The sequence below is a fragment of the Pontimicrobium sp. SW4 genome (genome assembly GCF_039954625.1).
Classification (GTDB): Bacteria; Bacteroidota; Bacteroidia; order Flavobacteriales; family Flavobacteriaceae; genus Pontimicrobium.
The window spans coordinates 2,347,774-2,370,070 of the sequence record NZ_CP157199.1 but is presented as its reverse complement, the minus strand read 5'-3'; the positions used below and the strand labels follow the sequence as shown (position 1 = coordinate 2,370,070).

The following is a 22,297-nucleotide window of genomic DNA, read 5'->3' as shown; positions in this document are numbered from 1 at the left end:
ATATTATGAAACAATCAGAAATTAAAGAACTATCTAATGCTGAGTTACAAGAAAAACTTAGTGAAACTAAAAAGAGTTATACAGACCTTAAATTGGCTCATGCTATATCTCCTCTTGAAAATCCAATTCAGTTACGTGCTGTAAGAAGAAACGTGGCAAGATTGGCAACAGAGTTAACTAAAAGAGAAGTACAATAATTGTATTCGGCTTAAAGATGGAAAAAAGAAATTTAAGAAAAGAACGTATAGGAATTGTTACTAGTAACAAAATGATGAAATCAATTGTTGTTGCTGAAGTGAAAAAAGTAAAACATCCTATGTATGGAAAGTTCGTGTTAAAAACAAAAAAATATGTTGCACACGACGAAACAAACGACTGTAACGAAGGAGATACTGTAAGAATTATGGAAACACGACCTTTAAGTAAATCTAAGTGTTGGAGACTAGTAGAAATAATTGAAAGAGCTAAGTAATTATGGTACAACAAGAATCAAGATTAAAAGTAGCTGATAACACTGGAGCAAAAGAAGTTTTAACTATTCGTGTTCTAGGTGGTACAAAAAGAAGATACGCTTCTGTTGGTGACAAAATTGTTGTTACTGTTAAAGACGCTACTCCTAATGGAAACATTAAAAAAGGAGCAGTTTCTACAGCAGTTGTTGTTCGTACTGTAAAAGAGGTTAGAAGACCAGATGGATCGTACATCAGATTTGATGACAACGCATGTGTGCTTTTAAATCCAACTGGAGAAATGAGAGGTACTCGTGTATTTGGACCAGTAGCTAGAGAACTTCGTGATAAGCAATTCATGAAAATTGTATCATTAGCACCAGAAGTGCTTTAATACAAAATATTACAATGGGAAAGTTTAAAATAAAATCAGGAGATACAGTTAAAGTAATTGCTGGAGATCATAAAGGATCAGAAGGGAAAGTGCTTAAAGTATTAACCGATAAGAATAAAGCGATAGTAGAAGGTGTAAATATGATTAAAAAACATATGAAACCTAGCGCTGATAATCCTCAAGGAGGAATCGTTGAAAAAGAAGCTTCTATTCAAGTTTCTAACCTATCATTGTTGACCTCTAAAGGGGAAACAACTAGAGTTGGATATAGAATGGAAGATGATAAGAAAGTGAGATTTGCTAAAAAATCTAATGAAGTAATTTAATAGTTATGGCTTATATTCCAAGATTAAAACAAGAGTACAAGGACAAGGTTGTTGCCGCTCTTACAGAAGAATTCGGATATAAAAATGTAATGCAAGTACCTAAACTAACTAAGATAGTAATATCTAGAGGTGTAGGTGGCGCAGTTGCAGATAAGAAGTTAATAGATTACTCTATTGACGAAATCAGTAAAATATCTGGACAAAAAGCAGTAGCTACAATATCTAAAAAAGATGTTGCATCTTTTAAATTGCGTAAAGGCATGCCAATTGGTGTAAAAGTTACTTTAAGAGGAGAGCAAATGTATGAGTTTTTAGACCGTTTAGTAACATCTTCATTACCACGTGTAAGAGATTTTAATGGTATAAAAGCAACTGGCTTTGATGGTAGAGGTAATTACAACTTAGGAATTACTGAGCAAATTATTTTTCCTGAAATCGATATTGATAAGGTAAATAAAATTGCAGGTATGGATATTACTTTTGTAACAACAGCCGATACCGATAAAGAAGCAAAATCATTATTAACAGAACTAGGAATACCTTTTAAAAAGAACTAAGTTATGGCTAAAGAATCAATGAAAGCCCGCGAGGTGAAAAGAGCAAAAACAGTAGCAAAGTATGCAGCTAAACGTAAAGCTTTAAAAGAAGCTGGAGATTACGAAGCATTACAAAAGTTGCCAAAAAATGCATCACCAATTCGCATGCATAACAGATGTAAATTAACAGGAAGACCTAAAGGTTATATGAGAACATTTGGAATATCTCGTGTTACATTTCGTGAAATGGCTAACCAAGGATTAATTCCAGGAGTTAAAAAAGCAAGTTGGTAAAATTATAAATTGATTAAAGGTTTAACAGAAGTTAAAAACCATAATCGCAAATTAATAACTATGTATACAGATCCAGTAGCGGATTATTTAACAAGAATTAGAAATGCTGTAGCTGCTAACCACAGAGTGGTTGAGATTCCAGCGTCTAATTTAAAGAAAGAGATGACTAAAATATTATTCGATCAAGGATATATTTTAAGTTACAAGTTCGATGATGATTCTACAGTACAAGGAACTATTAAAATAGCTCTTAAATACACTAAAGAAACTAAAGAACCTGTAATAAAAAGGATTCAAAGAATAAGTAAACCAGGTTTACGTAAATATGCAAGTTCGAAAGAACTTCCTCGTATTCTTAATGGTCTTGGTATTGCCATTGTTTCTACTTCTCATGGAGTAATGACAGGTAAACAAGCACAAAGAGAAAATGTAGGTGGTGAAGTATTGTGTTACGTATACTAATTTAAAGCCCAAAAGAAATGTCAAGAATAGGAAATAATCCAGTAGCCATTCCAGAAGGCGTAACAGTTGATGTTAAAGAAAATGTCGTGACTGTTAAAGGTAAATTAGGAGAGTTAACACAAAACTACGATTCTATAGAAATTAAAGTTGAAGATAGTAACATTATGGTTACTCGTTCTTCAGATACTAAAGATCAAAAAGCAAAACATGGTTTATACAGATCATTAATGCATAACATGATTGAGGGTGTATCTAAAGGATGGACTAAAGAATTAGAATTAGTAGGAGTAGGATATAGAGCAAGTAATCAAGGGCAGAAACTAGATTTAGCTTTAGGTTTTTCTCATAACATTGTATTAGACATTGCTCCAGAGATCAAGGTTGAAACAATTTCAGAAAAAGGAAAGAATCCTATAGTAAAGTTAACTTCACATGACAAACAATTAGTAGGTCAAGTAGCGGCAAAAATCCGTGGATTTAGACCACCTGAGCCTTATAAAGGTAAAGGAGTTAAGTTTGTAGGAGAAGAAATTAGAAGAAAAGCAGGTAAATCAGCATAATAAGTAAGTTATGGCATTATCAAAGAACGATAGAAGACAAAGAATACAAAACAGAATTCGTAAAATAGTTTCAGGAACTGAAACTAGACCAAGATTATCTGTTTTTAGAAGTAATAAAGAAATTTACGCGCAAATAATTGATGACGTAAGTGGTAAAACTATTAGTACAGCATCTTCTAGAGACAAGGACATCAGTTCAAAAGGAACAAAAACAGAAGTTGCTACTTTAGTAGGTAAAAGCGTTGCTGAAAAAGCTTTAAAAGCAGGTGTAGAGACTATCTCTTTCGATAGAGGTGGATATTTATACCATGGTAGAGTAAAATCATTAGCCGAAGGAGCTAGAGAAGCAGGACTTAAATTCTAAGAAATTATGTATCAAAAATACAAAAGCGCAGAGTTAGTAAAACCAAGTGGATTAGATCTAAAAGATCGTTTAGTTGGTGTGCAAAGAGTTACAAAAGTAACAAAAGGTGGTAGAGCATTTGGTTTCTCGGCAATCGTAGTGGTTGGAGATGAAGCTGGTGTTGTAGGACATGGTTTAGGAAAATCTAAAGATGTTGCTAGTGCAATTGCAAAAGCAGTAGAAGATGCTAAGAAAAACCTAGTTCGAATTCCTATTATTAAAGGAACATTACCTCATGAACAAAAAGGTAAATACGGTGGAGCAAGAGTAAATATTATTCCTGCAGCACCTGGTACAGGAGTTATTGCTGGTGGAGCTGTAAGAACAGTTTTAGAAGCAGTAGGTGTTCATGATGTATTATCGAAATCTCAAGGTTCATCAAACCCTCATAACGTGGTAAAAGCTACTTTTGATGCTTTATTGCAATTAAGAGATGCTAGACTTATTGCTAAGAACAGAGGAATTTCTTTAGAAAAAGTTTTTAACGGATAATTAAGGATACGATGGCTAAGATTAAAGTAACAAAAGAAAAAAGTGCAATCAATCGTACAAAAAGACAAAAGCTAACATTATTAGCTCTAGGCTTAAAAAAGATTGGTCAAACTGTAGAACACGATGCTACACCAAATATTCTTGGTATGGTTAATAAAGTTAAACATTTAGTTTCTGTTAAGGAAGCTTAAAAATATAAACTGAAATGGATTTAAGTAATTTAAAACCTGCAGAAGGTTCAGTTAACAATAATAGTAAACGCGTTGGTCGTGGACAAGGTTCTGGAAAAGGTGGTACCGCTACAAGAGGTCACAAAGGAGCTAAGTCTCGTTCTGGTTATTCTAGAAAATTAGGTTTTGAAGGTGGACAAATGCCACTTCAAAGACGTGTGCCAAAGTTTGGTTTTACTAACATTAACCGTAAAGAATATCAAGGGATAAACCTAGATACTTTACAACAAATGGTTGACGATAAGAAAATAAAAGGTACTGTAGATTTAGATACATTTGCTGCATTCCGTTTAGCTGGTAAAAATGAACTAGTTAAAATATTAGGAAGAGGTGAATTAAAAGCTAAATTAAAAGTATCTGCTCATAAATTTACTGCTTCAGCAAAAGCTGCAATAGAAGCTGCTGGAGGAGAAGCTGTAACTTTATAATAAGACCCAACAAACAATGAAATTAATAGAGACTTTAAAGAATGTTTGGAAAATAACGGAACTAAAAGATAGAATCATTCTTACTTTAGGAATGCTTTTAGTCTATCGTTTTGGAGCACAAGTTGTGCTTCCTGGTATTGATGCAAGTAAATTAGGTGCTCTTGGTGATAATACAGAACAAGGACTATTAGGTTTACTTAACGCCTTTACAGGAGGAGCCTTTGCAAATGCATCTGTGTTTGCATTGGGTATTATGCCTTATATCTCTGCATCTATTGTAGTACAGTTAATGGGAATTGCGATTCCTTACTTGCAAAAACTACAAAAAGAAGGAGCTAGTGGTCAAAAGAAGATAACACAAATAACACGTTGGTTAACCATTGCTATATGTATGGTTCAAGCTCCAGGTTATTTAGTAAGCTTACCTTCTTTAGGAATACCTCAAGAAGCATTTTTATTAGGTCAAGGAGGTTTGTTTTACTTCTCTTCAATTGTAATCTTAGTTACTGGCTGTATTTTTGCAATGTGGTTAGGAGAAAAAATTACAGATAAAGGAATAGGTAATGGTATCTCTCTATTAATTATGGTTGGTATTATTGCAACATTGCCAGTATCTTTTGTACAAGAATATGCAGCAAGAGTTACTGAGTCTAATGGAGGATTAATTATGATTCTTATAGAGTTAGTAATTTGGTTTGTAATTATCTTAGCATCAGTAATGCTAGTAATGGCTGTACGTAAAATTGCAGTACAATATGCACGTAGAACTGCCTCTGGTGGTTATGAGAAAAATGTGTTTGGATCTAGACAATACATTCCATTAAAGCTAAATGCATCAGGAGTTATGCCAATAATTTTTGCACAAGCAATTATGTTTGTACCTGGATTAATAGGTGGAATGGATTTTATGAAAGATTCTAATGTAGGACAGTGGTTGCAAGCTCAATTTTCGGATATATTTGGATTGTGGTATAATGTAGTATTTGCTTTATTAATTATAATATTCACATATTTTTATACAGCAATTACAGTGCCTACAAACAAAATGGCAGATGATTTAAAACGTAGTGGTGGTTTTATTCCAGGGATTCGTCCAGGAACTGAAACATCAGAATATTTAGATAAAATAATGTCGCAAATAACATTACCAGGTTCTATATTCTTAGCTTTAATAGCAGTGTTCCCTGCATTTATTGTAAAGCTAATGAACGTACAACAAGGTTGGGCATTATTCTTTGGTGGTACATCACTATTAATTATGGTTGGAGTTGCAATTGATACGATGCAGCAAGTGAATTCATACTTGTTGAACAAACATTATGATGGCTTGATGAAGACAGGTAAAAATAGAAAAGGCTAAAAACCTAATTACTATGGCAAAGCAAGCAGCAATAGAACAAGACGGAACAATAATAGAAGCATTGTCAAATGCTATGTTTCGTGTAGAATTAGAAAATGGTCACATTGTGACTGCACATATTTCTGGTAAAATGCGTATGCATTATATTAAGTTATTACCAGGAGACAAAGTGAAATTAGAAATGAGTCCTTATGATTTGACAAAGGCTCGCATAACTTATAGATACTAATAATAAGTACAGATGAAAGTAAGAGCATCAGTAAAAAAGCGTAGCGCAGATTGCAAAATTGTGCGTAGAAAAGGTAGACTTTACGTCATTAACAAAAAGAATCCTAGATTCAAACAAAGACAAGGGTAATTATGGCAAGAATTGCAGGTGTAGACATACCAAAACAAAAAAGAGGAGTAATCTCTTTAACTTATATCTATGGAATAGGTAGAAGTAGAGCAAAAGAAATTTTAGCTACTGCTAAAGTTGACGAAAGTACTAAAGTTCAAGATTGGACTGACGATGAAATTGGAGCAATCCGTGATACTGTTGGTACATTTAAAATTGAAGGTGAATTACGTTCTGAAACACAATTAAACATTAAGCGATTAATGGATATTGGATGTTACAGAGGTATTCGTCATAGAGCTGGTCTTCCATTAAGAGGGCAACGTACTAAAAACAACTCTAGAACTAGAAAAGGTAGAAGAAAAACAGTTGCTAACAAGAAAAAAGTAACTAAATAATAATTAAAGACATTAGTCATTAGTAATGAGACGTTAGATGAATCTGTCTGAAATGTAAAAGTCTAGGATTCTAACAACTAAATGCTAACAACTAGAAACTAAAAAACATGGCAAAGTCAAGTACTAAAAAACGTAAAGTTATAGTAGAATCTGCAGGAGAAGCACATATTACAGCTTCTTTTAATAACATTATCATTTCTCTTACCAACAAAAAAGGTGACGTAATTTCTTGGTCATCAGCTGGTAAAATGGGATTTAGAGGATCTAAGAAAAATACGCCTTACGCTGCACAATTAGCTGCAGAAGATGCTTTAAACGTTGCTAAAGAAGCAGGTTTAAAGAAAGTAAAAGTGTATGTTAAAGGTCCTGGTAATGGTAGAGAATCTGCTATTAGATCAATTCATAATGGTGGTATTGAAGTTACAGAAATTATTGATGTAACACCAACACCTCATAATGGATGTAGACCTCCAAAACGTAGAAGAGTTTAATCTGAATAATTTCAGATTATTTAAATAGAAATAAAACAACAAGTATCAACAAGAGATAACTGATTATCGAAGGATAAGATTAAGACCTTAATTCATAATCACTCTTAAAACAAATTAAAAATGGCAAGATATACTGGTCCTAAAACTAAAATAGCACGTAAATTCGGAGAAGCTATTTTTGGAGAAGATAAATCTTTTGAAAAAAGAAATTACCCTCCAGGTCAACACGGAAACGCAAGACGTCGTGGAAAAAAATCTGAATATGCAATCCAATTAATGGAGAAGCAAAAAGCAAAATACTCTTACGGTATTTTAGAACGTCAATTTAGAAACATGTTTAAACAAGCAACTGCAGCACCAGGAATTACAGGTGAGGTATTGTTACAGTTATGTGAATCTAGATTAGATAACGTTGTTTATAGAATGGGTTTATCTCGTTCTAGAAGAGGTGCTAGACAATTAGTATCTCATAGACATATTACTGTGAATGGTAACATTGTAAACATTCCTTCATATTCTTTAAAAGCAGGAGATGTTATAGCAGTTAGAGAGAAATCAAAATCGTTAGAAGCTATTGGTAATGCATTAGCATCATCATCAAATGTTTATGAATGGATTACATGGAATAACGACACTATGCAAGGAACATTTGTTTCTGTTCCTGCTAGAGTTCAAATTCCTGAAAACATTAATGAGCAGTTCATCGTCGAATTATATTCTAAATAATAAATTAAATATATTGGTATTTGGCCAAAGGGTTTATCAGTACTTCTTCAAACTTTTGACCGCGCAACTAAATAACAATTAAAACGAAGAAAAATATGGCAATTTTAAATTTTCAAAAGCCCGATAAAGTAATCATGATTGATTCTACGGATTCTCAAGGTAAATTCGAATTTAGACCTTTAGAACCTGGTTATGGATTAACAGTAGGAAATGCTTTAAGAAGAGTGTTACTTTCTTCTTTAGAAGGATTTGCGATTACTTCAGTTAGAATTGAAGGAGTAGAGCATGAATTCTCTACTATTGCAGGTGTAGTAGAAGATGTAACAGAAATTATTCTTAACTTAAAACAAGTACGTTTTAAGCGTCAAATAGACGAAATAGACAACGAATCAGTATCTATTTCAATCTCAGGACAAGAGCAAATTACTGCAGGTGATTTTCAAAAATTTATTTCAGGATTCCAAGTATTAAATTCAGATTTAGTTATCTGTAACTTAGATCCTAAAGTAAGTATCAATATGGAAATTGCTATAGAAAAAGGTAGAGGATATGTACCAGCTGAAGAAAATAAAAAAGCTACAGCACCTATAGGAACTATCTTTACAGATTCTATTTACACACCAATAAAGAATGTTAAGTATAGCGTTGAAAACTTTCGTGTAGAGCAAAAAACAGATTACGAAAAATTAGTTTTCGAAATAGACACAGATGGTTCAATCAACCCTCAAGATGCTTTAACTGAAGCAGCTAAAATATTAATTCACCACTTCATGTTATTCTCTGATGAGCGTATTACGCTTGAAGCTGATGAAATAGCACAAACTGAAACTTATGATGAAGAATCACTTCACATGAGACAGTTGCTTAAAACTAAGTTAATCGATATGGATTTATCTGTACGTGCACTTAACTGTTTAAAAGCTGCTGAAGTAGATACATTAGGAGACTTAGTATCATTCAACAAAAATGACCTTATGAAGTTCCGTAACTTTGGTAAGAAGTCTTTAACTGAGCTTGAAGAGCTTGTAAATGTTAAAGGTTTAAACTTCGGAATGGACTTAAGCAAATATAAATTAGATAAAGATTAATTAATCATATTTTGCTCTCTAGATAATTTTGTCTGGATTTGGTAGCAAGATGATAAAACAAATGTCATGAGACACGGAAAAAAATTCAATCACTTAGGAAGACAAACAGCGCACAGAAAGGCGATGCTAGCTAATATGGCTTGTTCTTTAATAGAGCATAAACGTATTAACACAACAGTAGCTAAGGCTAAAGCTTTAAAGCAGTTTGTTGAACCAATGATTACAAAATCAAAGGAAGATACAACACATAACAGACGTATTGTTATGTCTCGTTTAAGACAAAAAGAAGCTGTTGCTGAACTTTTTAGGGAGGTAGCTGCTAAAGTTGGTGATCGTCCAGGAGGTTATACAAGAATTATTAAACTTGGTAATCGTTTAGGTGATAATGCTGATATGGCAATGATAGAGCTTGTAGATTATAATGAAATCTACAACGCAGGTAAAGAATCTAAGAAGACAACAAGAAGAAGTAGAAGAGGCGGTAAGAAAGCCACAACTCCTCCAGTTGCTCAAGAAACTAAAGCTACTAACGAAGAAGAATAAATGTTAATAAGCTTTAATAAAATAGAGGATAAACTTTTTTAGTTTATCCTTTTTTTATACAATTTTGCGAAACCTTTTTTAAATAAAACATGAAATATAATAAACTTAGAAAAGCCTTAATCTTGCTCGCAGACGGAACAATATTCCATGGTAAGTCTGTAGCTAATAAAGAAGGAACTGCATTTGGAGAAGTTTGCTTCAACACAGGAATGACTGGATATCAAGAAATCTTTACAGATCCTTCATATTTTGGTCAGTTAATGGTTACTACCAATGCGCATATTGGTAATTACGGTGTTAATGATGAAGAAACAGAATCAGATTCGATTAAAATAGCTGGTTTAATTTGTAAAAACTTTAGCTACGAATATTCTCGTGCGGACTCCAATGGATCTTTAGAAGATTTTTTCAATAAAAACAACTTATTTGCCATTTCTGATGTTGACACTAGAGCATTAGTAAGTTACATTCGAGATAATGGAGCGATGAATGCAGTAATCTCTACAGATGTAGATAACGTTGAAGGTTTAAAACTACAATTGGCTAGTATCCCAAATATGGAAGGCCTAGAATTGGCTTCAAAAGTATCCACTAAAGTGCCATATTATTTTGGTGAAGAAAATGCGAAGTATAAAATTGCAGCTTTGGATATTGGAATAAAAAAGAATATCCTTCGCAATTTAGTAAAGCGTGATGCTTACATAAAAGTGTTTCCTTATAATTCTAAATTTGAAGAATTAGAAGCGTTTAAACCAGATGGTTATTTTTTGTCTAATGGTCCTGGAGATCCAGAACCTTTAGTTGAAGCACAAGAAGTAGCAAAAGAAATCATAAAGAGAGATTTACCATTATTTGGAATTTGTCTTGGACATCAAGTAATAGCTTTGGCAAATGGTATCTCTACTTATAAAATGCATAATGGACATAGAGGAATAAATCATCCTGTAAAAAACTTAGAAACGGGTAAGGGAGAAATCACCTCTCAAAATCACGGATTTGCAGTTAATAGAGAAGAAGCAGAAGCTCATAAAGATTTAAAGGTGACGCATGTACACTTAAATGATTATACTGTTGCAGGTTTAGCAATGAAAAATAAAAACTGCTTTTCAGTACAATATCACCCAGAAGCAAGCCCTGGACCACATGATTCAACATATTTGTTTGATCAGTTTATAGAAAACATAAAATCAAAATAATTAAAAGGCAATGTGTGAACATTGCCTTTTAATTTACTAAAACGTTTTAGCAGAAATTTATACTAATAATAAGAAAGTAAAGTATTTTTAGTATGACAATTTTGTAAATTTGAAAATTCAAAAAAATCAACATAAATAAGATTCAATGAGCATAATAATAGACATTCACGCAAGACAAATTTTTGACTCCAGAGGAAATCCAACAGTAGAGGTAGATGTAATTACAGAAAATGGAATTTTGGGTAGAGCAGCTGTACCTTCAGGAGCTTCTACAGGAGAACATGAAGCTGTAGAATTACGAGATGGTGGAAATGCTTATATGGGAAAAGGAGTTTTAAAAGCAGTAGAAAACGTTAATACTATTCTAGCTCAAGAATTATTGGGAGCTTCAGTGTTTGAGCAAAATCTAATTGATCAAACTATGAACGATTTAGATGGAACACCAAACAAAGCAAAGTTAGGAGCAAATGCTATTTTAGGTGTGTCTTTAGCTGTCGCTAAAGCTGCAGCGAACGAATTAGGGATGCCTTTATACCGCTATGTTGGTGGTGTATCGGCAAATACATTGCCATTACCAATGATGAATATCATTAATGGTGGCTCACATAGTGATGCACCAATTGCCTTTCAAGAGTTTATGGTAATGCCAGTAAAAGCCAAAAACTTTTCGCAAGCAATGCAAATGGGTTCTGAAATTTTCCATCACTTAAAAAAAGTACTACATGATAGAAATTTGAGTACAGCAGTTGGCGATGAAGGTGGATTTGCACCAAATCTAGAAGGAGGAACTGAAGATGCTTTAGAAACTATTGCAAAAGCAACTGAAAATGCTGGATACAAGTTAGGAGACGATATTATGATTGCTTTAGATTGTGCAGCAGCCGAATTTTATAAAGATGGGAAATACGATTATACAATTTTTGAAGGCAATAAAGGCGTTGTAAGAACATCTAAAGAGCAAGCAGAATACTTGGAAGAGCTTTGTAATAAATACCCAATAATTTCTATTGAAGATGGTATGGATGAAAATGATTGGGATGGCTGGAAAATACTAACTGATAAAGTTGGAGATAAAGTACAATTGGTTGGAGATGATTTGTTTGTAACAAATGTAGAGCGATTATCAAAAGGTATTAACAATGGTATCGCTAACTCCATTCTTATTAAGGTAAACCAAATAGGAACACTTACCGAAACTATTGCTGCGGTTAATATGGCTCATAATGCAGGTTATACATCTGTAATGTCACATAGATCTGGTGAAACCGAAGATAATACTATTGCTGATTTAGCAGTAGCGTTAAATACAGGACAAATTAAAACTGGTTCTGCATCACGTAGTGACCGTATGGCAAAGTATAACCAATTACTTCGTATAGAAGAAGAATTAGGAAGTACTGCATATTTTCCTGGAGAAAGTGCTTTTAAAGTAAAATAGTATTTAAATATTATAGATTTTATAAGGCCATTATTTTTCATTAATGGTCTTCTTTTTATGATTATTTTTTTTAATACCATTATCAATAATTCAATGCATTCTATGCTTTAAAAAGTGTCAGATATTTTGTATTTTCGTAGAGTTATTTTCAACAATGAATTCATAATATAATTATCAAAAAAAATGCTAAATACTGCTACGTTAGAAGTTAATGGTCAAAAACACGAATTCCCTATAGTTACTGGAACAGAAAATGAAGTTGCCATAGATATAAAAGCTTTAAGGAGTGAAACAGGAGGAGTTATTACTATCGATCCTGGATATAAAAATACTGGGGCTTGTGAAAGCGGTATCACTTTTTTAGATGGAGAAAAAGGTATTTTAAGATATAGAGGTTACTCTATTGAAGAACTAGCTGAAAAAGCTGACTTTTTAGAAGTCGCTTACCTTTTAATTTTTGGTGAACTACCAACAAAAGAGCAACATGATAAATTTCATGCAGATATAAAGTCAAAATCTGTTGTAGATGACGATATACGTAAAATTGTTGATGCCTTTCCAAAGTCAGCACACCCAATGGGAGTGTTATCATCATTAACAAGTGCTTTAACTGCATTTAACCCTTCTTCAGTTAATGTAAATTCTGAAGAAGATATGTACAATTCTGTAGTAAAAATAATGGGAAAGTTTCCTGTTTTAGTAGCGTGGACATTGCGTAAAAAACAAGGACTTCCATTAGATTACGGAGACAACAGTTTAGGCTATGTAGAAAACGTTTTAAAAATGATGTTTAAACAGCCTAATGAAGAGTATGTTCAAAATCAAGTAATTGTTGATGCTCTAGATAAATTATTAATATTGCATGCAGACCACGAGCAAAACTGTTCAACATCTACAGTAAGAATTGTTGGCTCATCTCACGCAGGATTATTTGCGTCGTTATCAGCAGGAATATCAGCACTTTGGGGGCCACTTCATGGAGGAGCTAATCAAGCAGTACTAGAAATGTTGGAAGCTATTAAAGAAGATGGAGGTGATACTAAAAAGTATATGGCTAAAGCTAAAGATAAGAATGATCCTTTCCGTTTGATGGGGTTTGGTCATAGAGTCTATAAAAATTTCGATCCTAGAGCAAAAATTATTAAAGTAGCTGCAGATGAGGTATTAGCAGATCTTGGTGTAGATGATCCAATTTTAGATATTGCTAAAGGTCTTGAAAAAGAAGCTCTTGAAGATCCTTACTTTGTTGATAGAAAATTATATCCTAACGTAGATTTCTATTCAGGAATTATTTATAGAGCTATGGGAATTCCTACAGACATGTTTACTGTTATGTTTGCTTTAGGGCGTTTACCAGGTTGGATTGCTCAATGGCGTGAAATGCGTTTGCGTAAAGAACCAATTGGGAGACCAAGACAATTGTATATAGGTGAAACATACAGAGAATTTAAAACTATTAACAATAGATAATTCAACAATAAACAACAAAAGACCTCATAGTAACCTATGAGGTTTTTTTATATTTGTGATAGGAAACTCATATTTTTTAAATAGATGAAACGTATTAAGATAATTAAGAATAGATCAGACATCGGTGCAGGAAGTCGTGGTTCAGACATGGGTATTGATGCTATAGAAATAGCTGCTATAAATGTGAATAATGATTATTTTAATAGACACGAATTTATAGATGTAGAGACTGAGAATGAATCTATTTATAATAAGGTGAAAAATACTTACTCAAAGCGAATTGAACATGTCTCTTATCAATGTGAAAGAGTTAGTAATGCTGTAAATGCTAGTTTAACAGAACAGTCTTTTCCATTAGTAATTTCTGGAGACCATTCTTCTGCATTGGGTACAATTAGTGGTATAAAAAAGACTTATCCAAATAAAAGACTTGGAGTAATATGGATTGATGCACATGCCGATATTCATTCACCTTATACGTCCCCATCTGGAAACATTCATGGAATGCCTTTAGCAGCAGCAATGAGTGAAGACAATATGGATGATAAAGTTAATGAAGTATCTAATACTTCTACCCAGTATTGGGAAAGCATGAAAAATATTGGTGTAAAAGGCCAAAAAGTAAGACCTGATGATCTTGTATATTTTGGCGTAAGAGATACCGAAGAGCCAGAGGATAATCTAATGGAAAAGCTAAAACTTCGAAACTATATGGTTCATGAAGTTAGACATCGAGGATTAGAAGTATGTGTAGATGAAGCATTAGATAGGTTAAAGGATTGTGATATGCTATACATATCATTTGATGTAGATAGTATGGATTGTGACCTTATTTCTTATGGAACAGGAACTCCAGTGCCTAAAGGTTTTGACGAATTCGAGATTATTAAAATGATAGATCGAATTATTAAAAGTGAAAAAGTAATTTGTATGGAATTTGTAGAAGTAAATCCGCTACTAGATCATAAAGGAAACAAAATGGGAGAAACAGCCTTTATAATACTTGACGAAGTAACCAAAACATTAACGACAAGTCTTAATATATAAGAATCATTAATAAGTTAACTATTAAATTATTATGAAAGTTTTTTTAAAATATATTTTTCTATTCTTAGTATTTACACAATTCGCTTTTGCGCAAAAATTATCTAGAAAAGAAAAGAAGATTATCCAGACTATTGAAACTAATAATGCTGAAGCTATTGCATTTTTAAAAGATATCGTAAACATTAATAGTGGTACGATGAATCATGAAGGTGTTAAGCAGGTTGGTGAGGTTTTAGGAAAGGCATTCGAAAATATTGGATTTAACAGCGTTTGGCATGATATGTCTGAAGTAAATCGTTCAGGACATTTGTTTGCCGAAAATAAAGGAAGTAAAGGGAAGAAACTCTTACTCATAGGTCATCTAGATACAGTCTTTGAGGCAGATAGTCCATTTCAAGAATTTAAAATGGTTAACGATAGTATTGCTCATGCTCCAGGAGGAAATGACATGAAAGGAGGAAATGTAATTATCCTTTATGCGTTAAAGGCTTTAAAAGAAAATGGTTTTTTAAATGATGCTCAAATTATAGCAGCATTTACAGGAGATGAAGAAGCTACAGGAAAGCCTTTAGCAATTAGTAGAAAACATCTAATAGAAGCTGCAAAGCAAAGCGATATTGCTCTTGGGTTTGAAACTTCGACAGGATTTAACTATGCTACAGTTGCTAGACGAGGTTCTTCAGGATGGAAAGTTGAGGTTACAGGTAAAAGAGCTCATTCGTCTGGGATATTTAGAGAAGGTGTAGGAGCAGGTGCGATTTTTGAGATGTCTAGAATACTTAATGAGTTTTATAATGAAGTAAAAGGAGAAGAATATTTAACCTTTAACCCTGGAATTATCCTTGGAGGAACACAAGTAGATTACAATAGTGAATTGACTAAAGGAAATGCATTTGGTAAAACAAATGTCGTAGCACAAACTGCTGTTGTAGAAGGTGGATTACGCTTTATTTCAGAAGAACAAAAAGAGAAAGCTAGAGCAAAAATGCGAAACATAGTAAGTAACAATTTATCACAAACATCTGCTAAGATAACTTTTATAGATAGTTATCCTGCTATGGGACCAACCGAAGGGAATCATAAAATTTTAGATTTGTTAAACCAAGTAAGTTTAGATCTTAACCAAGGAGAAGTAGAAGCTTATGATCCTGGTCGTAGAGGTGCAGCAGATACGTCTTTTGTTGCCGAATATGTTGATTGTTTAGATGGTCTTGGTACTATGGGTAATGGAGCACACACGCCTAAAGAAACGGTTAATTTAAATACCATAGAAGCTTTAACAAAACGTACAGCTATTTTAATTTATAGACTAATTAATCAAAGGTAATAAGATAAACTAGTCCCAAACAAATTTCCAGTTCCCATCAGTTTGTCTTTTCCAGACTGTATGGAAAATACCAGTTTCTTCGGTAACAACACCTAAAGAGTCTGTTTTTATATATAGGTATTTACCATAGGTGTATCCTAAATCACCAGATTTTGAAACATCTACAAAATCAGGTTTCCAAGAAAGTTTAGCTAAATCGGCTTCAGGTTTTCGGTCTTTATATGAAGCTCTTAAAGAATCAATGCCAACAAGAACTTTTTTTCCTTTTTTAATAACGACATCATCTGCAGCAAAAGCTAAGAATGCTTCAGGAATACTTTTTTCTTTAGCCATTTTTGCAAATGCAAGTTCTGTATCTACAATTTCTTGCTTCCATTTTTCTATCAACTCAGGGCTGCTTTCAATATTGTTGCATCCCAATAAAATGAGGAAAAGGCAAATAATAATAAACATGAAATTTTTCATAAAAACCTATTAATTAGTTATTTATAAAGATAATTAAAAAAATAAAAATTGGAGTAGGGTAAGTTTCTTTATAGTTGCCTTAAGTGTGTAAACGAATTAAATATTTAATTAAATAAAATTTGAATTATGAAAAGATTTAAGATATTAATGTTAGTAGTATTATGTTTTACAAGTAATGTATTTGCTCAAGAAAAGGAAGAAATATCTAAAGAAGATAGATTGTCGTATTACGAACAGCATACAAAGGAAGTTATATAAGTTTTTAGCAATAGTCTTTTTACTTTTTTTTCCATAATTCTTTTCCAAGATAAAGATGTTTGGTTAACATTTTCTCATATATGTTACCAACATTGTCTCCATTAAGAAATACTAAATAGCCATTTTTTGTTTTTGGAAAAATAATTGCTAATGTACTAACACCAGGTTCTTTACCTGTATGAATCAGGGCTTGTTCTCCTGTGCTAAAGCCTGTTAATATTTCCCATCCTAATCCAAAAAAGTCATTCTCTTTGAGTTTTACTTGATGTGTTAGCATTTCTTTTAATGTGTTTTCAGATAGATTAGCTCCATTAATTACATAGGCCAAAAAATTGCCATAGTCCTCTACTGTAGTTAAAAGATTAGCAGCAGCATTAGCTTTATAATACTTTTCTGTTGTTATATTATGCCCTTTAATATCAAAATTTTGAGCATATCTTGATTCATCCATTGTTTCATCCCACCAAAACCTAGTATCTGTCATTTTAGCAGGAATAAATATTAATTCATTAGCTAGCTCTTCGATGCTTTTATTAAACTTTATTTCAATGGTTTTTCTCAAGTATTCAAAACCTTCGCCTGAGTATTGATATTTAGCCTCAGGATCAAATTCAAATTCTAGCTTATTGGAGTGCTTCATATACCTCCAATTAGGAAATCCAGTTTGGTGAGAAAGCACTATTCTTGGTGTTAACTTTTCGTGTCGTTTATCTTCTTTTAAATCAGGATCAATCCAGTATTTATATAATGGCTCATCTAAACCTAGAAGACCTTTGTCTATTAATTTAAGAACTGTTAAAGCAAAAACAGGTTTGGTTAGAGAAGCGACTTTGAAAATAGTATTGTAAGGAGCTGTATTTTTATTATCTAAGCTTCCATATACTTGTACTTTTGTTAGTTTACCTTTTTCAATAATCCCTAAGCCCATTGCAGGAACTTTATTGTCTAAAAGTAATTGCTCCATAGAATCAACAATTGTTTTCTGCTTATCTGGATTTTGATGATCATAGCTTAATACGTCACTCATTTTCCATTCATTATTATCTAGTAACCATACAGAGGTGAATTTGGCAATGCTTGTCCATAAATCTTCTTTCGCTTTTTCTCTTATATAGAAATGATGAATACCATTCTGTATTGCTCCATAAAGTTTACCATTATTATAGAGTGGAAAAACCGTTAAACTACCTTTTTTAAGTTTTCTTATTGGTTTTTTATCAGGGTTTGAACAGATATATTTTTTGATGTTTTCGAAAAATACTTTTCTATCCTGGATACCACTTTGGTCATGATAAAATTTAAGATTTTTAGATATTTTTCTCTCAAGGTATTTTATATCACATTGATTAAAGCCTTTTTCAAATAATATGCTATCCTGTTTTTTTAATTCAAGAAAAAGGGAAGAATCTGTACTTACTTGAGAATTAATTTTATAAAAATTAAATATTACAATAATTAGAAAAGGGATGATGTTTTTTGTCATGATTGATTTTTTTAACAAAGGTTATAATCAACAATGAAATAGCAACATTATTTACCTGACAATAGGACGACAATTACCCGACAATACTTATATAATGCTAAATTTTAAGCTTATATATAGTTTTTTATTTTTGTCAATTTCAGCAGAATTTCTAATTATAATATAAATATTTACTAAAATAGAAAGCATTATAACTACTAAATTTAGTTTGTTTCCAGAGAAAAACCATTTTTCAACAACAGAAGAAAATAAGAAAAGAATAACAGAAAAAATAGTCCATAAAATTTGAATAGTAATTATTCGTTTCGTTATATAATTGAATTGTTTTTTTGCAAGCATTATGGTAAGGGGAATTAAAATATTTGCAGGAGGAAAAATTATAAATGGTAAAGATGAAAGATTAATAAGTTTAATCAATCTATAGCTAAATTTAGAGTTTGCAGTAGTATTCTTAAGTAATTTACTTTTCTCTACGTCCAAAGTTTTGGCTAATGCTTTTAGTGTGTGACCTTTTGGATTTGTTCCAGCTTCTATACGTTGAATTGTTCTTACAGAAATGCCTGATTTTTCAGCTAACTCTTCTTGGGTTAAGTTTAGTTTTTCTCTGAATTTTAGTAGCTTAGACATTGATTTTTTTACAAATTTATATTGAACTTGAACGAAGTTCGTATTTTTTTTAACCAAAGCCAAGTTTAGGTCATCTTAAAAATGATTAATTTTACAGTTCTTATTAAACGTAAATGCAACAAACAACCAATACCATATTAATGGTTCGTCCAACTAGTTTTAGAGCCAATGAGCAAACTGCTATAAACAACCATTATCAAAAAGAAATACATGATGTTACACAGTTGGCATTACAGCTAAAAGCCGAAAAAGAATTCGATACGTTTGTTGAAAAATTACGAAGTGTTGGTGTTAATGTAGTTCTGTTTGAAGCTAATGATGGTTTAGATACGCCAGATGCCCATTTCCCAAATAACTGGATATCTTTTCATGAAAATGGCGTGGTTGGCTTATATCCAATGTTTGCAGAAAATAGACGCTTAGAACGTCGTGAAGATATCTTATTTCAATTGGAAGAAGAGGGTTTTCAAATAGATCATATTATTGATTATAGAGCAGCCGAAGAAGAAGGGTTGTTTCTAGAAGGAACTGGTGCTTTAATTTTAGACCGTGTTAATCGTAAAGCATATTGTGCGTTATCGCAACGCGCAAATGAAGACTTGTTTATAGAGTTTTGCGAGGATTTTGAGTTTACACCTATTGTTTTTACTGCAAATCAAACAGTTGATGGTAAACGCGAACCAATTTACCATACGAATGTTATGATGTGTATAGGAGAAACATTTGCAGTGATTTGTTTGTCTTGTATAGATGATAAAAAAGAACGAAAAAACGTTATTAAACATTTAAAAGAAGATGGTAAAGAAATTATAGATATTAGCGAAGCTCAAGTAAATAATTTTGCTGGAAATATGCTGCAGGTAAAGGGTGAAAATGATAAATCGTATTTAGTTATGAGTCAGTCTGCATATGATGTTTTAACACAAGATCAAATTAGAAGAATAGAAAATCACGCTGAAATTTTATCAAGCTCGTTAGAAATTATTGAAGCTTGTGGCGGTGGAAGTGCACGTTGTATGATGGCTGAAGTATTTTTGTCGAAAATTTAATTACTCAATAGGTTTAGCCTTTGGAAGTTCAACAAAGAATTTACTTCCAAGGTTTTGCTCACTTTCTACCCAAATTTTACCATAGTTAAGCTCAACCATTTGTTTACAAATAGAGAGTCCTAAACCAGTACCTTTTTCATGTCCAGTTCCTCTAGTTGTAAAGCCAGTACTTTTAAATAGTTTTTCTTGATTTTCTTCAGAAATCCCAACACCTGTATCTTCAATACAAATAAGCACATTACCATTACGAACTCTATTAGAAATAGTTATTACATCTCCAACTCTAGAAAATTTCACAGCGTTTGCTAATAGGTTTTGAATTACAATTTCTATCATGCTTCTATCTGCATAAACAAAATCTTTCATAGACTCGTCTAGTAAAATAATTTGTTTTTCATTTACCTTTTTCTCAATTAAATTCATCTTATCAGCAAATACTTCTTGTATGTTAAATAGCTCTGGTTTTGGTTCCAGATTTTGCATTTGCGATTTAGACCAGTTTAATAAATTCATTAATAAAGCTGCAGCATTATCTGCATTTTCACTTAACTCGGGAATCAGTTCATCAAACTCTTCTTTACTTATACTGTCTTCTTTTAATAAATCTAAAAAGGCTTTAACACCAGTAATAGAATCTTTTAAGTCATGAGATACAATAGAGAATAATCTATCTTTTACTTGATTCATTTCTTCAAGATGGCGTGTCTGCTCTAAAATAGAATCGTTTTGTAATTTGTATTGCTTGTTAGTTTGCTCTATTTCATCAAACGCTTCTTTTCTATTACGATTGGTAATGTACATCACTATAAAAGCAATTAGTGCTACAAGAAATGCACCTCCTAAAGTATAGGCTATTATTTTTAATTGCTTTATTTTTTTTGTATCGACAGGAAAACTAACATTATCTGTAGGTGTGTCTGTAGGTTGATTAATATCTACTGGTTCTGCTTCAAAAACTAAAGGTATTGCTTTTTTTGCATCTAGCTTATTTTTTAAAGCATGATAATCGGCTTGCCATTTAAAAGCATTTCTAAAGTCGCCATTTGTAGAATCTATAGAGATTCTTAATTTGTAATTTTTTAGAAGCTCGTCATCATTATCTACTTGTTGCGTTAATGAATAGGCTTCATTTAATTGTACTTCTGCTAACCTTACTTTTTTTTGTTTAAAGTTTAGGTTTGCTAAACTATTAAGCGATTTTAAAACACCTAATTTATTATTAGTTCTTCTATTTAACCTTAAGCCTTCCAATAAATAAGAGGCAGATTTTTCATAATCGTTAAATTGTAAATATTCATCACCAATTCTAGGCAATACATCGCCTCTAATGATTTGGTCTTTTTCATTGGAAGTATCTAAGTAACCTAATAACCTTTCGTAATATTCAATAGCTCTTCTATGCTCTTTACGCATAGAATAAAGTATAGCAATATTTTTTGTTGAAGCTTTAATTCCAGAACTGTCACGAAGCTGTTCACGTATTTCCAAAGCTTTGAGGTTGAATTCAAGCGATTTATCAACTTGATTAGTATTAAAATAGGCTTCGGATAGATTGTTATAAGCTAAGCTTAATTCACTTCTTAGATTTTTACGTTCAAAAATATCTATTGCAGATAATGAATAGCGTAAACCTTTACCATAATTTCCTCTTTTAATTTCGATGAGTCCTAAACTGTTGTTCACTTTAGCAATTCCAAGAGAATCCTGCATTTGACTAAACAATCTAAGTGATGCATTGTAGTTGTCTAATGCATTATAATAATCATCCCTTTGTGAATAGATAAGCGCTTTGTAGTATTTAATTTCAGCAGTAGCACTATGGTATTGTAAAGAAGTAGATAGCCTTTCAGTTTGAGATATATATGCTAAGGCTTTTTGATAATCCTTAGTATTATAGAATGATTTTATAAGTTGTATTGAGGTATCAACCTTTGTTGAGTCTAGCTTTTGAAATGCAAATTGCATGACAAGACTATCCTGTTCTTTAGTTTGAGATAAACTAGAGAATATAGTAAATAAAAATGCAGTTAAGGTAATTAACTGTTTCATAAACTATAAATGGTTTTAGGCGCAACAACTATAGCATTACCTAAACTAACCTTGAGGGAGAGGAAAATTAAGTATACATTTATAAGCAATCTATTTGCTTTATAACTAAAAGTAGTTGTTATCATCGTTGGGGACCGAAATTAATAGCTTAACAAAAGTTGCCAAAAGAGAAAGAAAACCCTAATTTCTGCGTTTTAAAGCATAAATATTAGATAAAAGGAACAATATTTTTTTATAAAAAAAGTTGGTGTCGACAAACGGCAAAAAACATAGAAAAACGACACTTTTGTCGATGAAATGCATTTATCTAATTATCATATTTTCGATAAAATGTAAATAATTGATAATTAAAGCATTATGTTTGATTTAAA

The 22,297-nt window shown here is 32.1% G+C and carries 31 protein-coding genes; 27 read left to right on the top strand and 4 right to left on the bottom strand.

What is annotated here, in order from left to right; genetic code table 11:
- Window positions 1–5: 5 nt before the first annotated feature.
- The 25 genes from rpmC (at window position 6) to ABGB03_RS10990 (ending at window position 15,995) form a co-directional block, all read left to right on the top strand.
- Window positions 6–197 carry a 50S ribosomal protein L29 gene (rpmC, locus tag ABGB03_RS11110; protein WP_347922592.1) on the top strand — a complete coding sequence of 64 codons (192 nt, stop codon included), beginning with the start codon at window positions 6–8 and terminating at the stop codon, window positions 195–197.
- A gap of 17 nt (window positions 198–214) precedes the next feature.
- A complete protein-coding gene (rpsQ, locus tag ABGB03_RS11105) occupies window positions 215–472 on the top strand; it encodes a 30S ribosomal protein S17 (protein ID WP_347922591.1) in 258 nt (85 codons plus the stop codon).
- A 2-nt stretch (window positions 473–474) separates the two neighbouring features.
- Window positions 475–843, top strand: coding sequence for a 50S ribosomal protein L14 (gene rplN, locus ABGB03_RS11100; protein ID WP_117933755.1), 369 nt, complete (start codon window positions 475–477; stop codon window positions 841–843).
- 14 nt (window positions 844–857) lie between these two features.
- Complete coding sequence (gene rplX, locus ABGB03_RS11095) at window positions 858–1,169, top strand: 50S ribosomal protein L24 (protein ID WP_347922590.1); 312 nt, start codon at window positions 858–860, stop codon at window positions 1,167–1,169.
- A gap of 5 nt (window positions 1,170–1,174) precedes the next feature.
- Window positions 1,175–1,726: a 50S ribosomal protein L5 gene (gene rplE / locus ABGB03_RS11090; protein ID WP_347922589.1), complete on the top strand. Its 552-nt coding sequence runs from the start codon at window positions 1,175–1,177 to the stop codon at window positions 1,724–1,726.
- Window positions 1,727–1,729: 3 nt separating this feature from the next.
- Entirely contained in the window at window positions 1,730–1,999 is a 270-nt protein-coding gene (gene rpsN, locus ABGB03_RS11085; protein WP_167609163.1) for a 30S ribosomal protein S14, read from the top strand.
- A 60-nt stretch (window positions 2,000–2,059) separates the two neighbouring features.
- The gene (gene rpsH / locus ABGB03_RS11080; RefSeq protein ID WP_347922587.1) at window positions 2,060–2,461 is read left to right on the top strand and encodes a 30S ribosomal protein S8; all 402 of its coding nucleotides are present in this window, start codon (window positions 2,060–2,062) and stop codon (window positions 2,459–2,461) included.
- A gap of 17 nt (window positions 2,462–2,478) precedes the next feature.
- A complete protein-coding gene (rplF, locus tag ABGB03_RS11075) occupies window positions 2,479–3,021 on the top strand; it encodes a 50S ribosomal protein L6 (protein WP_347922586.1) in 543 nt (180 codons plus the stop codon).
- Between the two features lie 10 nt (window positions 3,022–3,031).
- Window positions 3,032–3,385 carry a 50S ribosomal protein L18 gene (gene rplR / locus ABGB03_RS11070; protein WP_347922585.1) on the top strand — a complete coding sequence of 118 codons (354 nt, stop codon included), beginning with the start codon at window positions 3,032–3,034 and terminating at the stop codon, window positions 3,383–3,385.
- 6 nt (window positions 3,386–3,391) lie between these two features.
- Window positions 3,392–3,916 carry a 30S ribosomal protein S5 gene (gene rpsE, locus ABGB03_RS11065; protein WP_347922584.1) on the top strand — a complete coding sequence of 175 codons (525 nt, stop codon included), beginning with the start codon at window positions 3,392–3,394 and terminating at the stop codon, window positions 3,914–3,916.
- Between the two features lie 11 nt (window positions 3,917–3,927).
- A complete protein-coding gene (gene rpmD, locus ABGB03_RS11060) occupies window positions 3,928–4,107 on the top strand; it encodes a 50S ribosomal protein L30 (protein ID WP_347922582.1) in 180 nt (59 codons plus the stop codon).
- A gap of 14 nt (window positions 4,108–4,121) precedes the next feature.
- Window positions 4,122–4,574: a 50S ribosomal protein L15 gene (rplO, locus tag ABGB03_RS11055; protein WP_347922581.1), complete on the top strand. Its 453-nt coding sequence runs from the start codon at window positions 4,122–4,124 to the stop codon at window positions 4,572–4,574.
- A 16-nt stretch (window positions 4,575–4,590) separates the two neighbouring features.
- Window positions 4,591–5,934, top strand: a complete 1,344-nt coding sequence (gene secY / locus ABGB03_RS11050) for a preprotein translocase subunit SecY (RefSeq protein WP_347922579.1) — start codon at window positions 4,591–4,593, stop codon at window positions 5,932–5,934.
- Between the two features lie 13 nt (window positions 5,935–5,947).
- Window positions 5,948–6,163 (top strand): translation initiation factor IF-1, encoded by a 216-nt coding sequence (gene infA / locus ABGB03_RS11045; RefSeq protein ID WP_007094967.1) that lies wholly within the window; start codon window positions 5,948–5,950, stop codon window positions 6,161–6,163.
- Window positions 6,164–6,175: 12 nt separating this feature from the next.
- Complete coding sequence (gene ykgO, locus ABGB03_RS11040; protein WP_013305171.1) at window positions 6,176–6,292, top strand: type B 50S ribosomal protein L36; 117 nt, start codon at window positions 6,176–6,178, stop codon at window positions 6,290–6,292.
- A gap of 2 nt (window positions 6,293–6,294) precedes the next feature.
- Window positions 6,295–6,669, top strand: a complete 375-nt coding sequence (rpsM, locus tag ABGB03_RS11035) for a 30S ribosomal protein S13 (protein WP_347922578.1) — start codon at window positions 6,295–6,297, stop codon at window positions 6,667–6,669.
- Between the two features lie 107 nt (window positions 6,670–6,776).
- Window positions 6,777–7,160 (top strand): 30S ribosomal protein S11, encoded by a 384-nt coding sequence (gene rpsK, locus ABGB03_RS11030; protein ID WP_347922577.1) that lies wholly within the window; start codon window positions 6,777–6,779, stop codon window positions 7,158–7,160.
- A 120-nt stretch (window positions 7,161–7,280) separates the two neighbouring features.
- Window positions 7,281–7,886: a 30S ribosomal protein S4 gene (gene rpsD / locus ABGB03_RS11025; protein WP_347922576.1), complete on the top strand. Its 606-nt coding sequence runs from the start codon at window positions 7,281–7,283 to the stop codon at window positions 7,884–7,886.
- Window positions 7,887–7,981: 95 nt separating this feature from the next.
- Window positions 7,982–8,974, top strand: a complete 993-nt coding sequence (locus tag ABGB03_RS11020) for a DNA-directed RNA polymerase subunit alpha (protein ID WP_347922575.1) — start codon at window positions 7,982–7,984, stop codon at window positions 8,972–8,974.
- 66 nt (window positions 8,975–9,040) lie between these two features.
- Window positions 9,041–9,517: a 50S ribosomal protein L17 gene (rplQ, locus tag ABGB03_RS11015; protein ID WP_347922574.1), complete on the top strand. Its 477-nt coding sequence runs from the start codon at window positions 9,041–9,043 to the stop codon at window positions 9,515–9,517.
- A gap of 89 nt (window positions 9,518–9,606) precedes the next feature.
- On the top strand, window positions 9,607–10,713 hold the full coding sequence (gene carA / locus ABGB03_RS11010) for a glutamine-hydrolyzing carbamoyl-phosphate synthase small subunit (protein ID WP_347922573.1): 1,107 nt from the start codon (window positions 9,607–9,609) through the stop codon (window positions 10,711–10,713).
- A 145-nt stretch (window positions 10,714–10,858) separates the two neighbouring features.
- Complete coding sequence (gene eno, locus ABGB03_RS11005) at window positions 10,859–12,151, top strand: phosphopyruvate hydratase (RefSeq protein ID WP_347922572.1); 1,293 nt, start codon at window positions 10,859–10,861, stop codon at window positions 12,149–12,151.
- A 183-nt stretch (window positions 12,152–12,334) separates the two neighbouring features.
- The gene (locus ABGB03_RS11000) at window positions 12,335–13,621 is read left to right on the top strand and encodes a citrate synthase (RefSeq protein ID WP_347922571.1); all 1,287 of its coding nucleotides are present in this window, start codon (window positions 12,335–12,337) and stop codon (window positions 13,619–13,621) included.
- 84 nt (window positions 13,622–13,705) lie between these two features.
- Window positions 13,706–14,668 (top strand): arginase, encoded by a 963-nt coding sequence (locus ABGB03_RS10995; protein ID WP_347922570.1) that lies wholly within the window; start codon window positions 13,706–13,708, stop codon window positions 14,666–14,668.
- Between the two features lie 31 nt (window positions 14,669–14,699).
- On the top strand, window positions 14,700–15,995 hold the full coding sequence (locus tag ABGB03_RS10990) for a M20/M25/M40 family metallo-hydrolase (RefSeq protein WP_347922569.1): 1,296 nt from the start codon (window positions 14,700–14,702) through the stop codon (window positions 15,993–15,995).
- Between the two features lie 9 nt (window positions 15,996–16,004).
- On the opposite strand, the gene ABGB03_RS10985 is transcribed toward ABGB03_RS10990, so the two are convergent.
- A complete protein-coding gene (locus tag ABGB03_RS10985) occupies window positions 16,005–16,460 on the bottom strand; it encodes a DUF4440 domain-containing protein (protein WP_347922567.1) in 456 nt (151 codons plus the stop codon).
- Window positions 16,461–16,586: 126 nt separating this feature from the next.
- Between ABGB03_RS10985 and ABGB03_RS10980 the strand changes: the two genes are divergently transcribed.
- Entirely contained in the window at window positions 16,587–16,718 is a 132-nt protein-coding gene (locus tag ABGB03_RS10980; protein ID WP_347922566.1) for a hypothetical protein, read from the top strand.
- A 19-nt stretch (window positions 16,719–16,737) separates the two neighbouring features.
- Here ABGB03_RS10980 and ABGB03_RS10975 read toward each other — a convergent pair whose 3' ends face one another.
- Both ABGB03_RS10975 and ABGB03_RS10970 read right to left on the bottom strand, forming a co-directional pair.
- On the bottom strand, window positions 16,738–18,201 hold the full coding sequence (locus ABGB03_RS10975; protein WP_347922565.1) for a serine hydrolase: 1,464 nt from the start codon (window positions 18,199–18,201) through the stop codon (window positions 16,738–16,740).
- An 87-nt stretch (window positions 18,202–18,288) separates the two neighbouring features.
- On the bottom strand, window positions 18,289–18,828 hold the full coding sequence (locus tag ABGB03_RS10970) for a helix-turn-helix domain-containing protein (protein WP_347922564.1): 540 nt from the start codon (window positions 18,826–18,828) through the stop codon (window positions 18,289–18,291).
- 113 nt (window positions 18,829–18,941) lie between these two features.
- Here ABGB03_RS10970 and ABGB03_RS10965 point away from each other — a divergent pair, with 113 nt between their 5' ends.
- On the top strand, window positions 18,942–19,877 hold the full coding sequence (locus ABGB03_RS10965; protein ID WP_347922562.1) for an arginine deiminase-related protein: 936 nt from the start codon (window positions 18,942–18,944) through the stop codon (window positions 19,875–19,877).
- Here the strand turns inward: ABGB03_RS10965 and ABGB03_RS10960 are convergent, their stop codons facing one another.
- Entirely contained in the window at window positions 19,878–21,926 is a 2,049-nt protein-coding gene (locus ABGB03_RS10960; RefSeq protein WP_347922561.1) for a tetratricopeptide repeat-containing sensor histidine kinase, read from the bottom strand.
- Window positions 21,927–22,297: the final 371 nt, after the last annotated feature.

What these genes read in the sequence shown, in the direction of transcription:
- rpmC (WP_347922592.1), top strand. Translation starts at nt 6, where the DNA reads ATGAAACAATCAGAAATTAAAGAACTATCTAATGCTGAGTTACAAGAA.
- rpsQ (WP_347922591.1), top strand. Translation starts at nt 215, where the DNA reads ATGGAAAAAAGAAATTTAAGAAAAGAACGTATAGGAATTGTTACTAGT.
- rplN (WP_117933755.1), top strand. Translation starts at nt 475, where the DNA reads ATGGTACAACAAGAATCAAGATTAAAAGTAGCTGATAACACTGGAGCA.
- rplX (WP_347922590.1), top strand. Translation starts at nt 858, where the DNA reads ATGGGAAAGTTTAAAATAAAATCAGGAGATACAGTTAAAGTAATTGCT.
- rplE (WP_347922589.1), top strand. Translation starts at nt 1,175, where the DNA reads ATGGCTTATATTCCAAGATTAAAACAAGAGTACAAGGACAAGGTTGTT.
- rpsN (WP_167609163.1), top strand. Translation starts at nt 1,730, where the DNA reads ATGGCTAAAGAATCAATGAAAGCCCGCGAGGTGAAAAGAGCAAAAACA.
- rpsH (WP_347922587.1), top strand. Translation starts at nt 2,060, where the DNA reads ATGTATACAGATCCAGTAGCGGATTATTTAACAAGAATTAGAAATGCT.
- rplF (WP_347922586.1), top strand. Translation starts at nt 2,479, where the DNA reads ATGTCAAGAATAGGAAATAATCCAGTAGCCATTCCAGAAGGCGTAACA.
- rplR (WP_347922585.1), top strand. Translation starts at nt 3,032, where the DNA reads ATGGCATTATCAAAGAACGATAGAAGACAAAGAATACAAAACAGAATT.
- rpsE (WP_347922584.1), top strand. Translation starts at nt 3,392, where the DNA reads ATGTATCAAAAATACAAAAGCGCAGAGTTAGTAAAACCAAGTGGATTA.
- rpmD (WP_347922582.1), top strand. Translation starts at nt 3,928, where the DNA reads ATGGCTAAGATTAAAGTAACAAAAGAAAAAAGTGCAATCAATCGTACA.
- rplO (WP_347922581.1), top strand. Translation starts at nt 4,122, where the DNA reads ATGGATTTAAGTAATTTAAAACCTGCAGAAGGTTCAGTTAACAATAAT.
- secY (WP_347922579.1), top strand. Translation starts at nt 4,591, where the DNA reads ATGAAATTAATAGAGACTTTAAAGAATGTTTGGAAAATAACGGAACTA.
- infA (WP_007094967.1), top strand. Translation starts at nt 5,948, where the DNA reads ATGGCAAAGCAAGCAGCAATAGAACAAGACGGAACAATAATAGAAGCA.
- ykgO (WP_013305171.1), top strand. Translation starts at nt 6,176, where the DNA reads ATGAAAGTAAGAGCATCAGTAAAAAAGCGTAGCGCAGATTGCAAAATT.
- rpsM (WP_347922578.1), top strand. Translation starts at nt 6,295, where the DNA reads ATGGCAAGAATTGCAGGTGTAGACATACCAAAACAAAAAAGAGGAGTA.
- rpsK (WP_347922577.1), top strand. Translation starts at nt 6,777, where the DNA reads ATGGCAAAGTCAAGTACTAAAAAACGTAAAGTTATAGTAGAATCTGCA.
- rpsD (WP_347922576.1), top strand. Translation starts at nt 7,281, where the DNA reads ATGGCAAGATATACTGGTCCTAAAACTAAAATAGCACGTAAATTCGGA.
- ABGB03_RS11020 (WP_347922575.1), top strand. Translation starts at nt 7,982, where the DNA reads ATGGCAATTTTAAATTTTCAAAAGCCCGATAAAGTAATCATGATTGAT.
- rplQ (WP_347922574.1), top strand. Translation starts at nt 9,041, where the DNA reads ATGAGACACGGAAAAAAATTCAATCACTTAGGAAGACAAACAGCGCAC.
- carA (WP_347922573.1), top strand. Translation starts at nt 9,607, where the DNA reads ATGAAATATAATAAACTTAGAAAAGCCTTAATCTTGCTCGCAGACGGA.
- eno (WP_347922572.1), top strand. Translation starts at nt 10,859, where the DNA reads ATGAGCATAATAATAGACATTCACGCAAGACAAATTTTTGACTCCAGA.
- ABGB03_RS11000 (WP_347922571.1), top strand. Translation starts at nt 12,335, where the DNA reads ATGCTAAATACTGCTACGTTAGAAGTTAATGGTCAAAAACACGAATTC.
- ABGB03_RS10995 (WP_347922570.1), top strand. Translation starts at nt 13,706, where the DNA reads ATGAAACGTATTAAGATAATTAAGAATAGATCAGACATCGGTGCAGGA.
- ABGB03_RS10990 (WP_347922569.1), top strand. Translation starts at nt 14,700, where the DNA reads ATGAAAGTTTTTTTAAAATATATTTTTCTATTCTTAGTATTTACACAA.
- ABGB03_RS10985 (WP_347922567.1), bottom strand. Translation starts at nt 16,460, where the DNA reads ATGAAAAATTTCATGTTTATTATTATTTGCCTTTTCCTCATTTTATTG.
- ABGB03_RS10980 (WP_347922566.1), top strand. Translation starts at nt 16,587, where the DNA reads ATGAAAAGATTTAAGATATTAATGTTAGTAGTATTATGTTTTACAAGT.
- ABGB03_RS10975 (WP_347922565.1), bottom strand. Translation starts at nt 18,201, where the DNA reads ATGACAAAAAACATCATCCCTTTTCTAATTATTGTAATATTTAATTTT.
- ABGB03_RS10970 (WP_347922564.1), bottom strand. Translation starts at nt 18,828, where the DNA reads ATGTCTAAGCTACTAAAATTCAGAGAAAAACTAAACTTAACCCAAGAA.
- ABGB03_RS10965 (WP_347922562.1), top strand. Translation starts at nt 18,942, where the DNA reads ATGCAACAAACAACCAATACCATATTAATGGTTCGTCCAACTAGTTTT.
- ABGB03_RS10960 (WP_347922561.1), bottom strand. Translation starts at nt 21,926, where the DNA reads ATGAAACAGTTAATTACCTTAACTGCATTTTTATTTACTATATTCTCT.